Here is a 16,291-nt window from a genome sequence, read left to right as displayed (position 1 = left end):
CCTGCCCCCGCAACCAAATCAGAAAAAGCCCGCATGGAGAAATCCAGCGGGCTTTTTGACGTTTAAACCGCCGAAGCATTCCCCTGCTAAGCCGCAAGCGTCCAATTTAGGCGACGTCCTGAGATCTGATCACGTCCGCCAGGATGGCATTCAGCGCAAACGCACGCTCCAGTGGGACATAATGGCCGCAAGCCGGGAGGACGTGCAAACGGCCATCGATCGCGGCTGCGGCCTGCAAGGCGCTCGCGCTAGGCCCCGGAGCGACGTCGTCCGCTCCGGACACGATCGTGATCGGCCCCGGAAACGTCGAGAGGCAGTGATCCCGGCTCGGCCGCGTATGAAACACGGTAACGCCCCTTGCTATCTCCGCCGCCGAGGATCGTAACGCCATTTCCTTCGCCCGGTCGACCGTTGCCGTGCTGGCGGTGCGGGAAAACAGCGGCGCCCAATAGGAGTACCAGGCAGCCTCCAGGCCTTCTTCGTCAATCAGCCTGAGCGCAGAGGCATGGAAAGTCGGTTCGGGATGATGCCTGGCCTTCGTGCCGATCAGCACCAGCGCCGAGACCCGTTGCGGTGCGATGGTCGCGACCTCGAGCGCGCATGATCCGCCGACGGAACAGCCGACCACGATGATATTGTCGCCCTTCAGCGGTTTGAGTGCGGCCCGCGCCCATGCGTCAATCGTCTCTCCCGAAGAATAGAGGGTCGGCGCATGGGTTGCGCCTGGCAGCAGATGCATCTGCTCCGCCCACATGGAACTGTCGAGCGGCAATGCGTGCAGCAGCAAGAGTTCGGGGGCCGATCTTGGCTGTGGCCCGTTGGCGGAATGGGCGATCATGGAACGCACTATGAGCCAGCCGCCGGCGAAAGGGCAATCCTGCCGCGCTTCGGACGGTTCACCAGCGGAGCGATGTCCGCAATAGTCCGTCAGGAGTGTAGTGTTGCTCGATATGCCCGCGCGCCCCCGCTGGACAATCGCGCAAAAATAGAAACTATCGCCGTGACCGGAACAGAGTCGAAACGCGGCCTTAGGGCGGGAGTGGCGCGACATGAGTTATCAGGGAACCTTGGACGTTCACCGAAGCCGGCCCGTCCACGTGCTCTTTTTCGTCTGCGCCGCTTTGGCGATCCTCGGCAGCCTGCTTGCCGCCCCCGACGATTCTCCCTGGCGCTGGCTGCATTATCTGACGAAGCCGACGGCGACGCTGCTGCTTCTCGTCGTGGTGTTGCGAACGATCTCTGAAACACCCAGCGCCTATGCCTGGGCCGTTGCTATCGGTCTCGTCTTCGCGGCGGCCGGCGATGTCTTTCTTATGCTGCCGGGTGATTATTTCCTGGCAGGCCTCGTTTGCTTTCTGCTGACCCATTGCACCTATATTTACGCACTCACCCGTGATGCCAAGTTTGCCGAAAGCAAAGGCATCTTCGCGGCCTTTGCCCTCGTTGCGCTCGCCGTTGTCGGTGGGCTCTGGACCTCGCTTCCTGACGAAATGCGCATTCCCGTCATCATCTACGCCCTGGCGCTTGGAGCAATGGCGGCTCAGGCCATTTCCCGCGCCCGACAGCTTTCGGGAACGCCCCGGGCAACGGCGGCACGGCTCGCCGCCTATGGCGGCCTGTTGTTCCTGATCAGTGACAGCATACTCGCCTATGGCCGCTTCCGCTTCGCGATCCCCTTCAACGCGCTCTGGGTGCTTGGCACCTACTACGCAGCCCAATGGTTCTTTGCCCGCTCGACCGATGACCATAGCCACTGACAACCCCGCAGGTCTCCATGCCACTTTCGACGGGCTACGCACGACCTGGCGCGACAACCGGCCGTCCGTCGAACAACGCCGCGCGGACCTGAGCCGGCTCAGGGACCGCCTGCGCGACCGCATGGAGGAGATGTGCGAGGCGATCGAAGAGGATTTTGGTCATCGCGCCCGGCATGAGACGTTGCTTGGCGAAGGGGGTGTCGTACTCTCGGAGATCGACCACACGCTGGCGAAGCTCAAACACTGGGTTCGGCCGGAACGACGCAAGGCCGGTTGGAAGCTATGGCCGGCGAAGGCCGAAGTGCGCTTCGTGCCGCTCGGTGTCGTCGGTATCATTTCGCCGTGGAACTACCCGGTCAACCTGGCGCTTGCCCCCTTGGTGGCGGCGATCGCGGCCGGTAACCACGTGTACCTGAAGCCGTCCGAACACACGCCGCGCACCGCGGAATTCCTTCGCTCGCTGCTTGCCGAAGTCTTTCCCGAGACACGGGTGGCTGTTGCCCTGGGGGCCGCCGAGCTTTCGGCAGCCTTCTCCGCCCTTCCCTTCGATCACTTGTTCTTCACCGGCTCGACCGCCGTCGGCCGCAAGGTGATGGCGGCGGCCGCGCAGAACCTGACACCTGTCACGCTGGAGCTCGGCGGCAAATCGCCGGCGATCGTCGGCGAAGCCGCAGACCTCGCCAAGGCTGCTGCGCGCATCGCGACCGGAAAGTTCTTCAACGCCGGGCAGACCTGTATCGCGCCCGACTATGTGCTGATCCATGAGAGCAGGCGGGATGCTTTCGTGGAGCAGCTCAAACGGGAGGCTGTGGCGCGCTATCGGTCGAAGCGTGGTCTCGACGATTACACGTCGATCATCAACGACGCCCAGTACGAGCGCCTGAAGCGGCTCATTGCGGATGCCGAGGCGCGCGGTCATCCGGTGGTTTCCCTTCTCGAAGGGGCAGCAGACGCGATAGCGCGGGAACGCGTCCTGCTGCCGACGCTCGTGCTTGATCCGGACCACGACAGCGCCGTCATGGGCGAGGAGATTTTTGGGCCCATCCTTCCCATCGTCAGTTACGCTTCCATCGACGAAGCCATCGCCTATGTGCGCGATCGCGACCGCCCGTTGGCACTTTATTGCTTCAGTCGCGATAACGTTGAAATCGAGGCCGTCCTGTCACGCATCGTCGCCGGCGGGGTCTGCGTCAACGACACGCTCTACCAGTTCGGCTGCAACGACCTGCCTTTCGGCGGCGTCGGCGCCAGCGGCATGGGCCACTATCACGGGCGCGACGGGTTCCTGACCTTCTCCAAGGCGATGCCGGTGCTGAGGAAACTCGATCCGGCGCCGAGCGACCTGGTGAAACCGCCCTATCGGGGCATTGCCGACTGGGTCATCCGCTTCCTGTCGCGATAATTCGCCAAAAAATCTGCAATCACGCAGCAATTTGGCCTTGTAGCTCTAGTTGCTAGAGGTCGTAGCCTTGCTTCAGAATTTGCAAGGAGCAGGTTATGGCGAGCACTATTCGGGAAGCCCGTTATCGCGTCGAGGGCATGGATTGCGCGTCCTGCGCGTCCAAGATCGATACGGCGGTGCGCCGGCTGTCGGGCGTCGAGGACGTATCGGTCTCTGTGTCGGCGGGCACCATGTCGGTCAAGTTTGCCGACGAAAACGATCTTGCGACGTCGATTGTGAGCAGGGTCGGAAAGCTCGGCTATCGTTTGCATCCGATCCAGGCAGGCCAGGCGTCGGAGCGGAAAGCGGCGCATGTCTGCTCCGGACACGATCATGACCATAACCACGACCACGATCACGGCGATCACAGTCATGACCATGACCATGATCATGGTAATCGACACGATGAGCACGCCCATCATCACGAGGGTAACGCCAGCCAGAAGGGCGAGACAGCCGCGGCAGCGATGGGCCTTCACGGTCATGACCACGGCCCGACGAGCGGCCCCTGGTGGAAGTCGGGCAAGGGCAAGCTGACGATTGCCAGCGGCCTGGCGCTGATTGCCGCCTATGCGGTCGGCAAGACGATCCCGGCGACCGAGCCCTGGATCTTTACCCTCGCCATGCTCGTCGGCCTGTTGCCGATTGCGCGGCGCGCCTTTGTCGCTGCGACCATGGGCACGCCGTTTTCGATCGAGATGCTGATGACGATCGCCGCGATCGGCGCGGTCTTCATCGGCGCGACGGAAGAGGCGGCAATGGTCGTCCTGCTCTTCCTGGTCGGTGAACTGCTGGAGGGCGTGGCCGCCGGCAAGGCGCGCGCCAGCATCCAGTCGCTGACGGCGCTCGTTCCGAAATCCGCCTTCGTCGAGCGCGATGGGCGGCTGGATGAGGTTCCGGCCGAAACGCTGAGCGTGGGCGCCGTCATTCTCGTTCGCCCCGGCGACCGCATTCCGGCTGACGGAGTCATTCTCTCCGGCGAAAGTGCCGTCGACGAAGCGCCGGTTACCGGCGAGAGCACGCCGGTGCGCAAGGAAGTCGATGACACCGTGGTTGCGGGCACCGTCAATGGCTCCGGCGCGCTGCGCGTGCGGGTCACGGCCGCCGCTGCCGACAACACCATTGCGCGCATCGTCCGCATGGTGGAGGAAGCCCAGGAAAGCAAAGCGCCGACCGAGCGCTTTATCGACCGCTTCTCGCGCTACTATACGCCGGGTGTCGTCGTCGTCGCGGCGCTTGTGGCGGTGCTGCCGCCGCTTCTCTCCGGCGGCTTCTGGGACGAGTGGATCTACAAGGGTCTTGCCATCCTTCTGATCGGCTGCCCTTGCGCGCTGGTCATCTCGACACCGGCAGCGATCGCCGCCAGCCTTTCGGCCGGCGCCCGTCGCGGTTTGCTGATGAAGGGCGGCGCTGTGCTTGAGAATGTCGGCAAGGTCACGGCCGCCGCCTTCGACAAGACCGGAACGCTGACCGAAGGCAAGCCGAAGGTGACGGACATCGTCGGCTTCGGCCGGTCGGAGGCGGAGGTCCTGCGTCTTGCCGCAGCACTGGAGCAGGGATCGAGCCACCCGCTTGCCCGGGCCATCCTGGAGCGCAGCACGGCTGATGGCGTTGCGATCCCCAATATCGCCACTGTGAATGCGGTGGGCGGCAAGGGGCTGGAAGGCACCGTCGAAGGCATCGCGCTGTTCTTCGGTTCGCCGAAGGCCGCAGCCGAGCGGACGCCGTTGACGGCCGACGAAAAGGCGCGCGTCGCCGCGCTCAACGATGAAGGCAAAACCGTTTCGGTGCTGGTCGCCGGTGGCGTGATTGCCGGTGCCATTGCCATGCGTGACGAGCCCCGGCCGGATGCGGCGGCTGGTGTGAAGGCGCTCACGGACGCCGGCCTCCGCGTCGTCATGCTGACCGGCGACAACCGCCGCACGGCCGAAGCGATCGGCCGCCAGTTCGGCATGGAAGTCCGTGCGGAGCTCCTGCCCGAGGACAAGCAACGCATCGTGCGCGAACTGAAGGCGGAAGGCTTCAACGTCGCCAAGATCGGTGACGGCATCAACGACGCGCCGGCGCTGGCCGCGGCCGACATCGGTATCGCCATGGGCGGCGGCACCGATGTGGCGCTGGAAACGGCGGACGCGGCGGTGTTGCACGGCCGTGTCGGCGACGTCGCGGCGATGATCCGGCTCTCCCGCTCGACGATGCGCAACATCGTTCAGAACATCACGATTGCGCTTGGCCTGAAGGCGGTCTTCCTGGTGACGACGATCATCGGCGTTACCGGCCTTTGGCCGGCGATCCTCGCCGACACCGGTGCGACCGTTCTCGTCACGATGAATGCCCTCAGGCTGCTTCGGCCCGTGCGAGCCGTCTGAGAACCACCAAATAATCCCAAGATGAAGGACCGGCGGCACCCGTTGTCGCTGGTTTTTCGCGTCCAAGTGCCTGTGTATATTCACGCTGGACTCTCACCAGCGATCTGATGAGAGTATAAGGAGATCACGGTTGAGGGCTTTCGCCCCGAAAAATCGATGATAAACTTAGACCAAATGGTAAAAAAATCGCCGGCACGGTTTCTGGGAAGAATGCCGAAGCGGGCCAGTTTGGGGATCGCAAGGCCAATATGGACAATATTGCCATCGAACTGCGTGGGATCGACAAGAGTTTCGGTCCGGTCCACGCCAACAAGAACATCAATCTAAAAGTCCGCAAAGGGACGATCCACGGCATCATCGGCGAAAACGGTGCGGGAAAATCGACCCTGATGTCGATCCTCTACGGCTTCTATCAGGCCGATAGCGGTGAAATCCTCGTCGACGGAAAACCCGTCGCCATCCGTGATCCGAATGCGGCGATCGCCGCCGGCATCGGCATGGTCCACCAGCATTTCATGCTGGTGGAGAACTTCACGGTGCTCGAAAACATCATGCTCGGCGCCGAGGACAGCCAGATCCTCAACAAGGGTATTGCCAAGGCGCGCGTCGAGCTGAAGCGGCTGGAGCGCGAATACGCGCTGGAAGTCGATCCGGATGCCGTCATCGAGGAACTGCCCGTTGGCCTGCAGCAGCGCGTCGAGATCCTGAAAGCACTTTATCGCCGGGCCGATATCCTGATCCTCGACGAGCCGACCGGCGTCTTGACGCCGGCTGAAGCCGACCATCTCTTCCGGGTGCTCGAACAGCTGAAGAACCAGGGCAAGACCGTCATCCTCATCACCCACAAGCTGCGCGAGATCATGGCGATCACCGACGAGGTGTCGGTCATGCGCCGCGGCGAGATGGTAGCAACGCGCACGACGGCTGAAACCTCGGTCGAAGAGCTTGCCGAACTCATGGTCGGGCGTCGCGTCTTGCTGCGTGTCGAAAAGGGCGAGGCCAAGCCCGGCGAGGTGAAGCTCGCGGTCGAGGGGCTGACGGTCAAGGACGGCCGCGGCGTCACCATGGTCGACAACGTCTCCTTCAACCTGAGGGCGGGCGAGATCGTCGGCATTGCCGGAGTTGCCGGCAACGGCCAATCCGAGCTGCTCGAAGCGATTTCGGGCATTCGTCGCGCCGTGTCGGGCTCCGTCCTTCTCAACGGCAAGCCGATCGACGTTACCGGCCGCGCCGACCCCTCCGAACTGCGCAATCGTGGTCTCGCCCACGTGCCGGAAGACCGCCACCATGTCGGTCTCGTGCTGAAGTTCGAGGAATGCGAAAACGCGATCCTCGGCTATCATCACGACAAGCGTTACCTCAACGGCGTCTTCCTGAACGTCGATGCGATCCGCAAGGACGCAGAGCAGCGCATCGCCGAATACGATATCCGCCCGCCGAATCCGCGGCTGAAGACCGCCAATTTCTCCGGCGGCAACCAGCAGAAGATCGTGCTGGCGCGTGAAATGGAGCGCGGGCCCGATGTGCTGATCATCGGCCAGCCGACGCGCGGCGTCGATGTCGGCGCCATCGAATTCATCCATAGACGGATCATCGAGATGCGCGACCAGGGCATGGCTGTCCTGTTGGTCTCCGTCGAGCTCGATGAAATCCGCGCCCTGTCGGACCGTATACTCGTCATGTTTGCCGGCCGTGTCGTCGGCGAGCGCGATCCGGATGCGACCGAGGGCGAACTCGGCCTGCTGATGGCCGGCGTTGAAGGCCGCAAGGAGGCCGCAGAATGAGCACCCCCTATGCTAAGCTTCCGGGCTGGGTCGAATACGGCCTCGTCCCGCTGGTCAACCTCGCTGTTGCCTTCCTCGTCGCCGGTCTCGTCGTGTTGCTCGTCGGTGAAAATCCATTGGAAGCGGCCTATCACCTGATCAACGGCGCCTTCGGCCGCGGCGAATATCTCGGCTTCACGCTGTACTACGCCACCACCTTCATCTTCACCGGTCTTGCCGTCGCAGTCGCCTTCCATGCCGGCCTCTTCAACATCGGCGGCGAAGGCCAGGCCTATGTCGGTGGTATCGGCGTGGCGCTTGCCTGCCTCTGGCTCGACCAGACGATGCCGTGGTTCGTGGTGTTCCCGCTGGCGATCCTCGGGTCCGCCTTCTTCGGCGCTGCCTGGGCCTTCCTGCCCGGCTGGCTGCAGGCCAAGCGCGGCAGCCACATCGTCATCACGACGATCATGTTCAACTTCATCGCCTCGAGCCTGATGGTCTACCTGTTGACGCGGGTGCTGAAGCCGCTCGGATCGATGTCGCCGCAGACGCGCACCTTCGCCGAAGGCGGGCAACTGCCCAAGCTCGATTGGCTGCTCGCGATCTTCGGGCTGGATATCGGCACGGCGCCGTTCAACGTCTCATTCCTGCTGGCGCTGGTCGCGGCCTTCTGCGTCTGGCTTCTGATCTGGCGCACCAAGCTCGGCTATGAAATGCGCACCATGGGCCACAGCCCTTCGGCCGCGCGCTACGCCGGCATGAGCGAAAGCCGTATCACCGTCATCACCATGATGATATCCGGTGCGCTTGCCGGCATGATGGCGCTCAATCCGATCATGGGCGAGCAGGGGCGCATGCAGCTCGACTTCGTGCAGGGCGCAGGCTTCGTCGGCATCGCCGTGGCGCTGATGGGCCGCTCACATCCGGCCGGCATCATCCCGGCCGCCATTCTCTTCGGCATGCTTTACCAGGGCGGAGCCGAAATCTCCTTCGAAATGCCGTCGATCTCGCGCGACATGATCGTGATCATCCAGGGTCTCGTCATTCTCTTTGCCGGTGCACTCGAAAACATGTTCAGGCCGGCGATCGCCCGGCTGTTTGCGACGCAGAGCCGCCGTGCGGCCGTCGTGGCACAGACCAAGGGAGCTTGAAGCCATGGATTTCTTCCACGTCATCGTGGTGCTCCTCGAGTCCACCATCCGCGTATCCGTTCCGCTGATCTTCGCGGCGCTGGCAGGGCTGTTCACCGAGCGCGCCGGCATCTTCGACATCGGCCTTGAAGGCAAGATGCTTGGTGCTGCCTTCGCCGCCGGCGCTGTTGCGGCCGTCACCCAGTCGGTCTGGATGGGGCTGCTTGCCGCCATCCTGATCTCGATCGCGTTGTCGCTGGTGCACGGCTATGCGTCGATCACCCAGCGCGGCAACCAGATCGTCTCGGGTGTCGCGATCAACTTCATCGTCGCCGGCTCGACCGTCATCCTTGGCGAGGCCTGGTTCCGCCAGGGCGGCCGCACGCCGGCACTCGGCGAAGGTGCGCGCTTCCAGACGATCACCTTCCCCTATGCCGACAGCATCCGCGAAATCCCGATCCTCGGTCCGATCTATTCGGACCTGCTTTCCGGGCATTTCATCCTGACCTATGTCGCCTTTGCCATGGTGCCGATCAGTTGGTGGATCCTCTACCGCACCCGCTTCGGCCTGCGGCTGCGCGCCGTAGGCGAGAACCCGGGCGCGGTCGACACGGCCGGTATTTCGGTGATCTGGATGCGCTATCGCGCCGTCATCTGCTGCGGCATTCTCTGCGGCTTTGCCGGTGCCTATCTGTCGCTGGCCATGACCGCCGGCTTCGTCAAGGGCATGACCGCCGGTAAGGGTTATATCGCGCTGGCAGCGTTGATCTTCGCCAAGTGGCGGCCATTCAACATCATGCTCGCCTGCCTGCTTTTCGGCTTCCTCGATGCGCTCGCCATCCGCCTGCAGGGCAATCCGCTGCCGCTGATCGGCCAAGTGCCGGTGCAGCTGATGCAGGCGCTGCCCTATATCCTCACCGTAATCCTGCTTGCCGGTTTCATCGGCAAGGCCATTCCGCCGAAGGCCGGCGGCGTCCCCTATGTCAAGGAGCGCTAGAACCATGGAAAAGGAACTGTTCGAAGCCGCGCGTGACGCAATGGCCAAGGCGCATGCGCCCTACTCCAAGTTTCCGGTCGGCGCGGCGATCCGCGCCGAGGACGGCAAGATCTATACCGGCGCCAACATCGAGAACCTGTCCTTCCCCGAGGGCTGGTGCGCCGAAACCACCGCGATCAGCCATATGGTCATGGCCGGTCAGCGCAAGATCATGGAAGTCGCCGTCATTGCCGAGAAGCTGGCGCTCTGCCCGCCCTGCGGCGGCTGCCGCCAGCGGCTGGCGGAGTTCTCCGGCGCCAGCACGCGCATCTTCCTGTGCGACGAGACCGGCGTGAAAAAGACCCTGGCACTGTCGGACCTGCTGCCGCACAGCTTCGAGACCGAGATTCTCGGATGACCGCGGCCGCTGAACTGTTGAAAGCCAGGCTCAGGGACCTCTCTCCACGCTATGGCATCGTGCTCGGCTCCGGCCTCGGTTCTCTGGTCGAGGCTTTGGACGAGACGTTGCGCCTCTCCTACGCCGAAATCCCCGGGTTCCCGGTCAGCAGCGTCTCCGGCCATGCCGGCGAACTTGTGGCCGGAACGCTCTCGGGCGTGCCTGTTGTCATGCTGTCTGGTCGGGTCCACTACTACGAGCAGGGCGACGCCAATGCGATGCGCGTCCCGCTCGAAACCCTGAGGGCGCTCGGCATCGAATGCCTGGTGCTGACCAATTCCGCCGGATCGCTGCGGGATGATCTGCCGCCGGGATCGGTGATGCGGATATCCGACCACATCAACTATTCGGGCTTCAACCCGCTGATCGGCGTCGACAGCGACGATCGCTTCGTCGGCATGACCAATGCCTATGATGCCGAGCTTGCGGAAACAATGCAGGAGAGCGCCAAGCGCCTCGGCATTCCGCTTCTTGCCGGCGTCTACATGTGGTTCTCCGGACCGAGCTTCGAAACGCCGGCGGAGATCCGCATGGCGCGCATCCTCGGCGCCGATGCGGTCGGCATGTCCACGGTTCCGGAAGTCATCCTCGCGCGCTTCTTCGGCCTCCGCGTCGTTGCCGCCTCGGTCATCACCAATTTCGGCGCCGGCATGACCGGTGGTGAGATCAGCCATCACGAGACGAAGGACATGGCGCCGATCGGCGGCAAGCGGCTTGCCGCGATTCTCGCCGACATGATCGCGGCCGACGCGGTGCGCGGGTGACGATGCTTCCGCAGGAAACCATCAGGCGCAAACGCAACGGCGAGCACCTCGCCCCGGCCGAGATCGCGGATTTCGTTCGCGGCCTGTCGGATGGTTCGATCTCCGAAGGGCAGGTCGCCGCCTTCGCCATGGCGATCTGGTTCTCCGGCATGAGCCGCGAGGAGACTGTCGCGCTGACATTGGCGATGCGCGATAGTGGCGAAACACTCGACTGGAGCACCATCAGACGACCCATAGCCGACAAACATTCGACCGGCGGTGTCGGCGACAACGTCTCGCTGATGCTGGCGCCGATCGTTGCCGCCTGCGGGCTCGCCGTGCCGATGATATCAGGGCGCGGCCTCGGGCACACCGGCGGCACACTCGACAAGCTCGAATCGATACCTGGCTATGATATCCAGCCGTCGGCGAGTGTGTTCCGCAGGACGGTCGACGAGATCGGTTGCGCGGTCATCGGCCAGACCGCTAATCTCGCGCCTGCCGACAAGCGCCTCTATGCGATCCGCGATGTCACTGCGACCGTCGATTCGGTACCGCTGATCACGGCCTCGATTCTGTCGAAGAAGCTCGCGGCCGGCCTTCAGTCGCTGGTGCTGGACGTCAAGCTCGGCAACGGCTCCTTCATGAGCGATGCGCGTGAGGCCGAGATCCTGGCGCGCTCGTTGGTCGACGTTGCCAATGGCGCCGGCGTTCGCACCTCCGCACTCCTGACCGACATGAACGAGCCCCTGGCAGACGCGGCCGGCAATGCACTGGAGATCGACAATTGCCTGGCTTTCCTTCGAGGCGAGAAGAAGGGAACGCGGCTTGAAACCGTCGTGCTCGCCTTTGCCGCCGAAATGTTGGTGGCCGGCGGCGCTGCCGCCGATGCCGAACAGGGTGAAGCCCAGGCGCGCAAAGTGCTTGGCAGCGGAGCGGCACTGGAACGGTTCGGGAAGATGGTACATGCGCTGGGTGGACCGGCGGATTTCATCGAGCGCTCGGTCGCCTATCTCGGACGTGCGCCGGTCATTCTGCCGGTCGAAGCCGAGCAGTCCGGCTATCTCGCCGCCTGCGAGACGCGGGAACTGGGCATGGCCGTCATCGCGCTCGGCGGCGGGCGTTCGCATCCAGACGACAGGATCGATCACCGCGTCGGTTTCGATGCGCTGAAGCCGCTTGGAACGCGGGTCGAGAAGGGCGATCTCATCGCCTTCGTTCACGCGGCAGACCAGGAGGCGGCGGAAGCGGCCCGGCGACGCCTTTTGGCACTCTACACGATCGATGAGGTCGAGCCGGAGACGAGGTCCCCGATCCTCGCGAAAATCACCTGACCAGATGCAGATCGCCGTCCTCGACACGGAAAGAGGACAGCCGGTTCAGGAAGGTCATGCCGATCAGAGTCGCCGAGAGCGCCTTGTCCGGAAGCACCAGCGCCTGAACGTCGCGCACCGATATGCCGCCGATCTCGATTCGGCTGAGGACCGCCGGCGCTGCCCCGACGATGCCATTGGCCGTGTTGACACGTGCCGCGGCGAAGTCGAGCGTGTTCGCCGAAATCCCGAGCCGCCTTGCGGTTGAAAAGTTGATAATGATCGCACTGGCGCCAGTATCGACCAGTCCGCGTTCCGTTCGTCCATTGATGCGGAAGGTGCCAATGAAATGGCCTCTGTCGTCGGCGTCGAGCACGACGCTGCGCCCCATCGCGTACTTCGCGGTGGTCGTCGGCGGGGCTGCAGCTTCCTGTGTGGTCTTCCCGTTGTCTGCGTGGGACAGAAACCTGGTCGCAAGGTTCGGGACCAAGATGGCCGCGACTGCCGCAGCGCCGGCCAATGTCAACAGACGGACGAGCATGGACATCACCTCTCAATCGAACTTATGCTCGTGCAAGTAGAGCCGATGATGCCTAAGATGACATAAAAAAACCGCCGGGATCCGGCGGTTTTCTCATCGATTTCAGATCCTGGTTAAGGATCTGAAAATCACTTGGTGCCGTACATGCGGTCGCCGGCGTCACCCAGACCGGGCATGATGTAGCCGAGTTCGTTCAGGTGGCTGTCGATCGAGGCGGTGAAGATCGGCACGTCCGGGTGCGCGCTCTGGAAATTGCGGATGCCTTCAGGAGCGGCGAGCAGGCAGAGGAAGCGCATGTTCTTGGCGCCGCGCTCCTTCAGCTTGTCGATCGCCGCGATCGAGGAATTGCCGGTGGCAAGCATCGGATCGACGACGATGATCAGGCGCTCTGACAGGCTCTCCGGTGCCTTGAAGTAGTATTCCACCGCCTCCAGCGTCTCATGGTCGCGATAGACGCCGATATGGGAGACGCGGGCCGAAGGCACCAGTTCGAGCATGCCTTCCAGCAGCCCGTTGCCGGCGCGTAGGATCGAGGCGAAGACAAGCTTCTTGCCTTCGAGGACCGGCGAGTCGATTTCCTGCAGCGGCGTTTCGATGCGCTCCATCGTCAGCTCGAGATCGCGCGTCACCTCGTAGCAGAGCAGCGTCGAGATCTCACGGAGAAGCCGGCGGAAACCCGCAGTCGAGGTCTCCTTCTTGCGCATGATGGTCAGCTTGTGCTGCACAAGCGGATGATCGATCACTGTAACGCCGTTCATGGCTCACCTTTCCGGATTTTTTGTATCCGTCCTTTTTCCATGGAATGCGCCGTCGCCGCAAGGGTATTGGCCGACCGGAGACCGTCATCCCCAGCCGGCAAATCGCGACCTGTACCCCTAGATCCGCGTCAGCAACCGCTGGCGCGTCGCCTCGTCGACAAAGGCGGCTTCGATCGCGGTCCTGGTCATGCCGTTGATCTCATCGTCGCTGAAGCCCATCACCGCGGAGGCGATGTCGTATTCCTGGGCGAGCGAAGTGTGGAAGAACGGTGGGTCGTCGGAATTGAGCGTGACGCGCACGCCGGCCTCGTGCAGGGCCCACAGCGGATGCGACGCGAAATCGGGGAAGACCTGAAGCGAGATGTTGGAGCCGGGGCAGACCTCGAGCACCACACCCTCATCGGCGAGGCGCCGCACCAGATCCGCGTCTTCGATCGCCCGCACACCGTGGCTGATGCGCGACGGGCGCACGTGGTCGAGCGCGTCGCGAACGCTGAAGGCGCCCGAGAGCTCGCCCGCATGGATCGTCAGCCCGAGGCCGGCATCGCGTACGATATCGAAGGCGCGCGCGAAGTCGGCCACCTTGTGCATGCGCTCTTCGCCGGCAAGGTTGAAGCCGGTGACGAGCTTGTGTTCGCGCCTGGCGGCGAATTCGGCCGTCTTGATCACCGATTCCGGGCCGAGATGGCGGATGCCCGTGATCAGCATGCGCGATTCGATCCCAGTCTTCTGCCGGGCGGCTTCCATTCCGGCGGCAAGACCTTCGAGATAGGCGTGGGCACCCAGGCCGATCGTGTTGCCGTGGTCGGGCGAAACGATGATTTCGCTATAGATCGTGCCCGCTTCGGCAAGTTCGGTCAGATAGGCTTCCGCGAGCAGCGCGTAGTCTTCCTCGGTCTTAAACAGCGAGGCGATGGCGTCGTAGCACTTCACGAAACTGGTGAAGTCTTCCCAGACATAGGCCTTGTCGCGGATGATTGCGCTCGTGTCGACGCCGTATTTCTCGGCCTGGGCCAAAGCCAGTTCGGGCGGCGTCGCACCCTCGATGTGGCAATGCAGTTCCGCCTTCTTCAGATGTGCGGTCAAATGAGGCTTCTCCCATGGTGGCCCGGCGCGATGCCGAGATGCTTGGCGACGGTTTCGCCGATATGCGTGAAGGTATTGGCAATGCCAAGCGAGCGGCTGCGCAGGGACGGCCCGAACATTAGCACCGGCACGCGCTCGCGCGTATGGTCGGTACCGCGCCAGGTCGGGTCGCAGCCATGGTCGGCCGTCAGGATGACGATGTCGCCCGGCTGCAGGCGCCGGTCGAGATCGGGCAGGCGCGCGTCGAAGGCCTCGAGGGCAGCCGCATAGCCGGCAACGTCGCGACGATGGCCGTAGAGCATGTCGAAATCGACGAAGTTGGTGAAGACCAGGCTTCCGTCCTCGGCCTCGTCGATGGCTGCAATGCTGGCATCGAAGAGCGCCATGTTGCCATCGGCCTTGGTCAGCTTGGTCACGCCCTGATGGGCGAAGATGTCGCCGATCTTGCCGATGGCGTGAACCGAGCGCTCGGCCTCCACCAGCCGGTCGAGGATGGTCGGCTCCGGCGGCAACACCGAAAAGTCGCGCCGGTTGCCGGTGCGCACAAAGGTCTGCGGGCTCGTGCCGACGAAGGGGCGGGCGATGACGCGGCCGATATTGTAGTCGTCGAGCAGGCGGCGAACGATCTGGCAAAGCTCGAGCAGGCGGTCGAGGCCAAAACTCTGCTCGTGCGCTGCGATCTGGAAGACCGAGTCCGACGAAGTGTAGCAGATCGGCTTGCCACTGCGCATGTGCTCCTCCCCGTGGCGGACGATGATGTCGGTGCCGGAGGCGTGGCAGTTGCCGAGAATGCCGGGAATGTTGGCCTCGCGGCAGATCGCTTCGACGAGCTCCGGCGGAAAGGCGTCGCCTTCGGCGGAGAAGTAGCCCCAGTCGAACATGACGGGGGTCCCGGCGATTTCCCAATGACCGGAAGGCGTGTCCTTGCCGCGCGATACTTCGCTCGCCGCACCATAGGCGCCATAGACGCGATTGGGCACCGGCATGCCCTGGGGAATGGTGCCGGTCGCAAGCTTTGCCGCGTGGATCAGGCCAAGCGCCGACATGTTCGGCAGGCTGAGCGGGCCCTCGCGCAATCCGGGCCGGTCGGCAGCGCCGATAGCGCAGAACTCGGCGATATGGCCAAGCGTGTTGGCACCGAGATCGCCGAAGGCTTCGGCGTCCGGCGCTCCGCCTATGCCAAAGGAATCGAGAACGAATAGAAAGGCACGCGCCATGATGCACCTGACAGCGGGCGCGCGGCGATCGCGGCCCGAGACCTCCGGAAAAGCGCAGGTACGCCCGCTAGGGCACCCGCGCAATCTCGAAGGGATAGCGCCGCTCGTTGCTCAATGCAATTGCGCCGCATGTCTGTCTGATCAGCAATCCGAGCATTTTATCGGCTGGGAGAGGCGTGCGTGGAAGTAGGCCGTCTTGGAGAGATCGATGGTCTTTGCCGTCGCCTGAAGGTTGGGCGCATAGAGCAGGAGTTCGTGCGGTACGGTCAGTTCCGTGCGAATGACGAAGGAGTTGGTCGCTGTGAACTGGGCGGGCAGGGAGACCTTGGTATTGACGGCATAGGGCGTGCCGCCTGCCTGATCGCGCGACCACAGGATCGTGCCCTCATTGGTGTTCGTGACCGCGATGCCGCTGATCTTCAGCGTGTAGTTGGCATTTCCGTAGGGCGCCAGGATGCTCTTTGCGATGTTCGGCACGTTGGCGAGGAAGGCCTTGTTGACCTCCGTCTGCTGCGCGACGACGTCGGCCGTAGCGCTTGCGGCGCGCGCGGTCTTGCCGGCAACGGTAAAACCGACCGAGAGTTCAAAGGCGCCGAGATAGGCCATCACCAGCAGCGGGGCGACGATCGCGAATTCGACCGCACCGACGCCGCTTCTGTCGCGCCGTAGCGCGCCAAGTGTCTTGGTAATCGGCTTGAGGCGCAGGATTTCTAACGCGGAATACGGCATCGCGGGGCGCC

The 16,291-nt window shown here is 63.5% G+C and carries 15 protein-coding genes; 9 read left to right on the top strand and 6 right to left on the bottom strand.

Translation table 11 applies throughout. The annotated features are described in order from the left end of the window. Nucleotides 1–106: 106 nt before the first annotated feature. A complete protein-coding gene (locus tag ASE71_RS33865; protein ID WP_162251846.1) occupies nt 107–787 on the bottom strand; it encodes an alpha/beta fold hydrolase in 681 nt (226 codons plus the stop codon). 262 nt (nt 788–1,049) lie between these two features. On the opposite strand from ASE71_RS33865, the gene ASE71_RS33860 reads away from it, so the two are divergent. The 9 genes from ASE71_RS33860 to deoA all read left to right on the top strand — a co-directional run bounded on the left by ASE71_RS33860 (nt 1,050) and on the right by deoA (nt 11,970). After that, nucleotides 1,050–1,757, top strand: coding sequence for a lysoplasmalogenase (locus ASE71_RS33860; RefSeq protein ID WP_034805132.1), 708 nt, complete (start codon nt 1,050–1,052; stop codon nt 1,755–1,757). After that, nucleotides 1,747–3,159 carry a coniferyl aldehyde dehydrogenase gene (locus ASE71_RS33855; RefSeq protein ID WP_060519848.1) on the top strand — a complete coding sequence of 471 codons (1,413 nt, stop codon included), beginning with the start codon at nt 1,747–1,749 and terminating at the stop codon, nt 3,157–3,159. Before ASE71_RS33860 ends, ASE71_RS33855 begins: the two co-directional genes overlap by 11 nt. 95 nt (nt 3,160–3,254) lie before the next feature. Beyond that, the gene (locus tag ASE71_RS33850; protein WP_060519392.1) at nt 3,255–5,567 is read left to right on the top strand and encodes a heavy metal translocating P-type ATPase; all 2,313 of its coding nucleotides are present in this window, start codon (nt 3,255–3,257) and stop codon (nt 5,565–5,567) included. Nucleotides 5,568–5,815: 248 nt separating this feature from the next. After that, nucleotides 5,816–7,351: an ABC transporter ATP-binding protein gene (locus ASE71_RS33845; RefSeq protein WP_034805126.1), complete on the top strand. Its 1,536-nt coding sequence runs from the start codon at nt 5,816–5,818 to the stop codon at nt 7,349–7,351. Continuing rightward, a complete protein-coding gene (locus ASE71_RS33840) occupies nt 7,348–8,481 on the top strand; it encodes an ABC transporter permease (protein ID WP_060519393.1) in 1,134 nt (377 codons plus the stop codon). Before ASE71_RS33845 ends, ASE71_RS33840 begins: the two co-directional genes overlap by 4 nt. A gap of 4 nt (nt 8,482–8,485) precedes the next feature. Continuing rightward, entirely contained in the window at nt 8,486–9,457 is a 972-nt protein-coding gene (locus tag ASE71_RS33835; protein ID WP_043622808.1) for an ABC transporter permease, read from the top strand. Between the two features lie 4 nt (nt 9,458–9,461). Then, the gene (locus tag ASE71_RS33830; protein WP_034805117.1) at nt 9,462–9,854 is read left to right on the top strand and encodes a cytidine deaminase; all 393 of its coding nucleotides are present in this window, start codon (nt 9,462–9,464) and stop codon (nt 9,852–9,854) included. Beyond that, nucleotides 9,851–10,657 carry a purine-nucleoside phosphorylase gene (locus ASE71_RS33825; RefSeq protein ID WP_060519395.1) on the top strand — a complete coding sequence of 269 codons (807 nt, stop codon included), beginning with the start codon at nt 9,851–9,853 and terminating at the stop codon, nt 10,655–10,657. The genes ASE71_RS33830 and ASE71_RS33825 overlap by 4 nt, the downstream gene beginning before the upstream one ends. Next, entirely contained in the window at nt 10,654–11,970 is a 1,317-nt protein-coding gene (gene deoA, locus ASE71_RS33820; RefSeq protein WP_060519397.1) for a thymidine phosphorylase, read from the top strand. The genes ASE71_RS33825 and deoA overlap by 4 nt, the downstream gene beginning before the upstream one ends. Here the strand turns inward: deoA and ASE71_RS33815 are convergent. From ASE71_RS33815 to ASE71_RS33795, 5 genes are all read right to left on the bottom strand, one after another. Further along, a complete protein-coding gene (locus ASE71_RS33815; RefSeq protein WP_244496873.1) occupies nt 11,963–12,496 on the bottom strand; it encodes a TIGR02281 family clan AA aspartic protease in 534 nt (177 codons plus the stop codon). The genes deoA and ASE71_RS33815 overlap by 8 nt on opposite strands. Before the next feature lie 122 nt (nt 12,497–12,618). After that, complete coding sequence (upp, locus tag ASE71_RS33810) at nt 12,619–13,248, bottom strand: uracil phosphoribosyltransferase (protein ID WP_034805105.1); 630 nt, start codon at nt 13,246–13,248, stop codon at nt 12,619–12,621. A 117-nt stretch (nt 13,249–13,365) separates the two neighbouring features. Continuing rightward, nucleotides 13,366–14,334 carry an adenosine deaminase gene (locus tag ASE71_RS33805; protein WP_060519403.1) on the bottom strand — a complete coding sequence of 323 codons (969 nt, stop codon included), beginning with the start codon at nt 14,332–14,334 and terminating at the stop codon, nt 13,366–13,368. After that, nucleotides 14,331–15,551, bottom strand: a complete 1,221-nt coding sequence (locus ASE71_RS33800; protein ID WP_060519405.1) for a phosphopentomutase — start codon at nt 15,549–15,551, stop codon at nt 14,331–14,333. The genes ASE71_RS33805 and ASE71_RS33800 overlap by 4 nt, the downstream gene beginning before the upstream one ends. A gap of 141 nt (nt 15,552–15,692) precedes the next feature. After that, nucleotides 15,693–16,280, bottom strand: coding sequence for a TadE/TadG family type IV pilus assembly protein (locus ASE71_RS33795; protein WP_051659691.1), 588 nt, complete (start codon nt 16,278–16,280; stop codon nt 15,693–15,695). Nucleotides 16,281–16,291 lie beyond the last annotated feature (11 nt).

Source organism: Ensifer sp. Root954, from assembly GCF_001429005.1.
GTDB classification, from domain to species: domain Bacteria; phylum Pseudomonadota; class Alphaproteobacteria; order Rhizobiales; family Rhizobiaceae; genus Ensifer; species Ensifer adhaerens.
The sequence above is the reverse complement of the archived record's forward strand: the minus strand, read 5'-3'. Positions and strand labels throughout refer to the sequence as shown.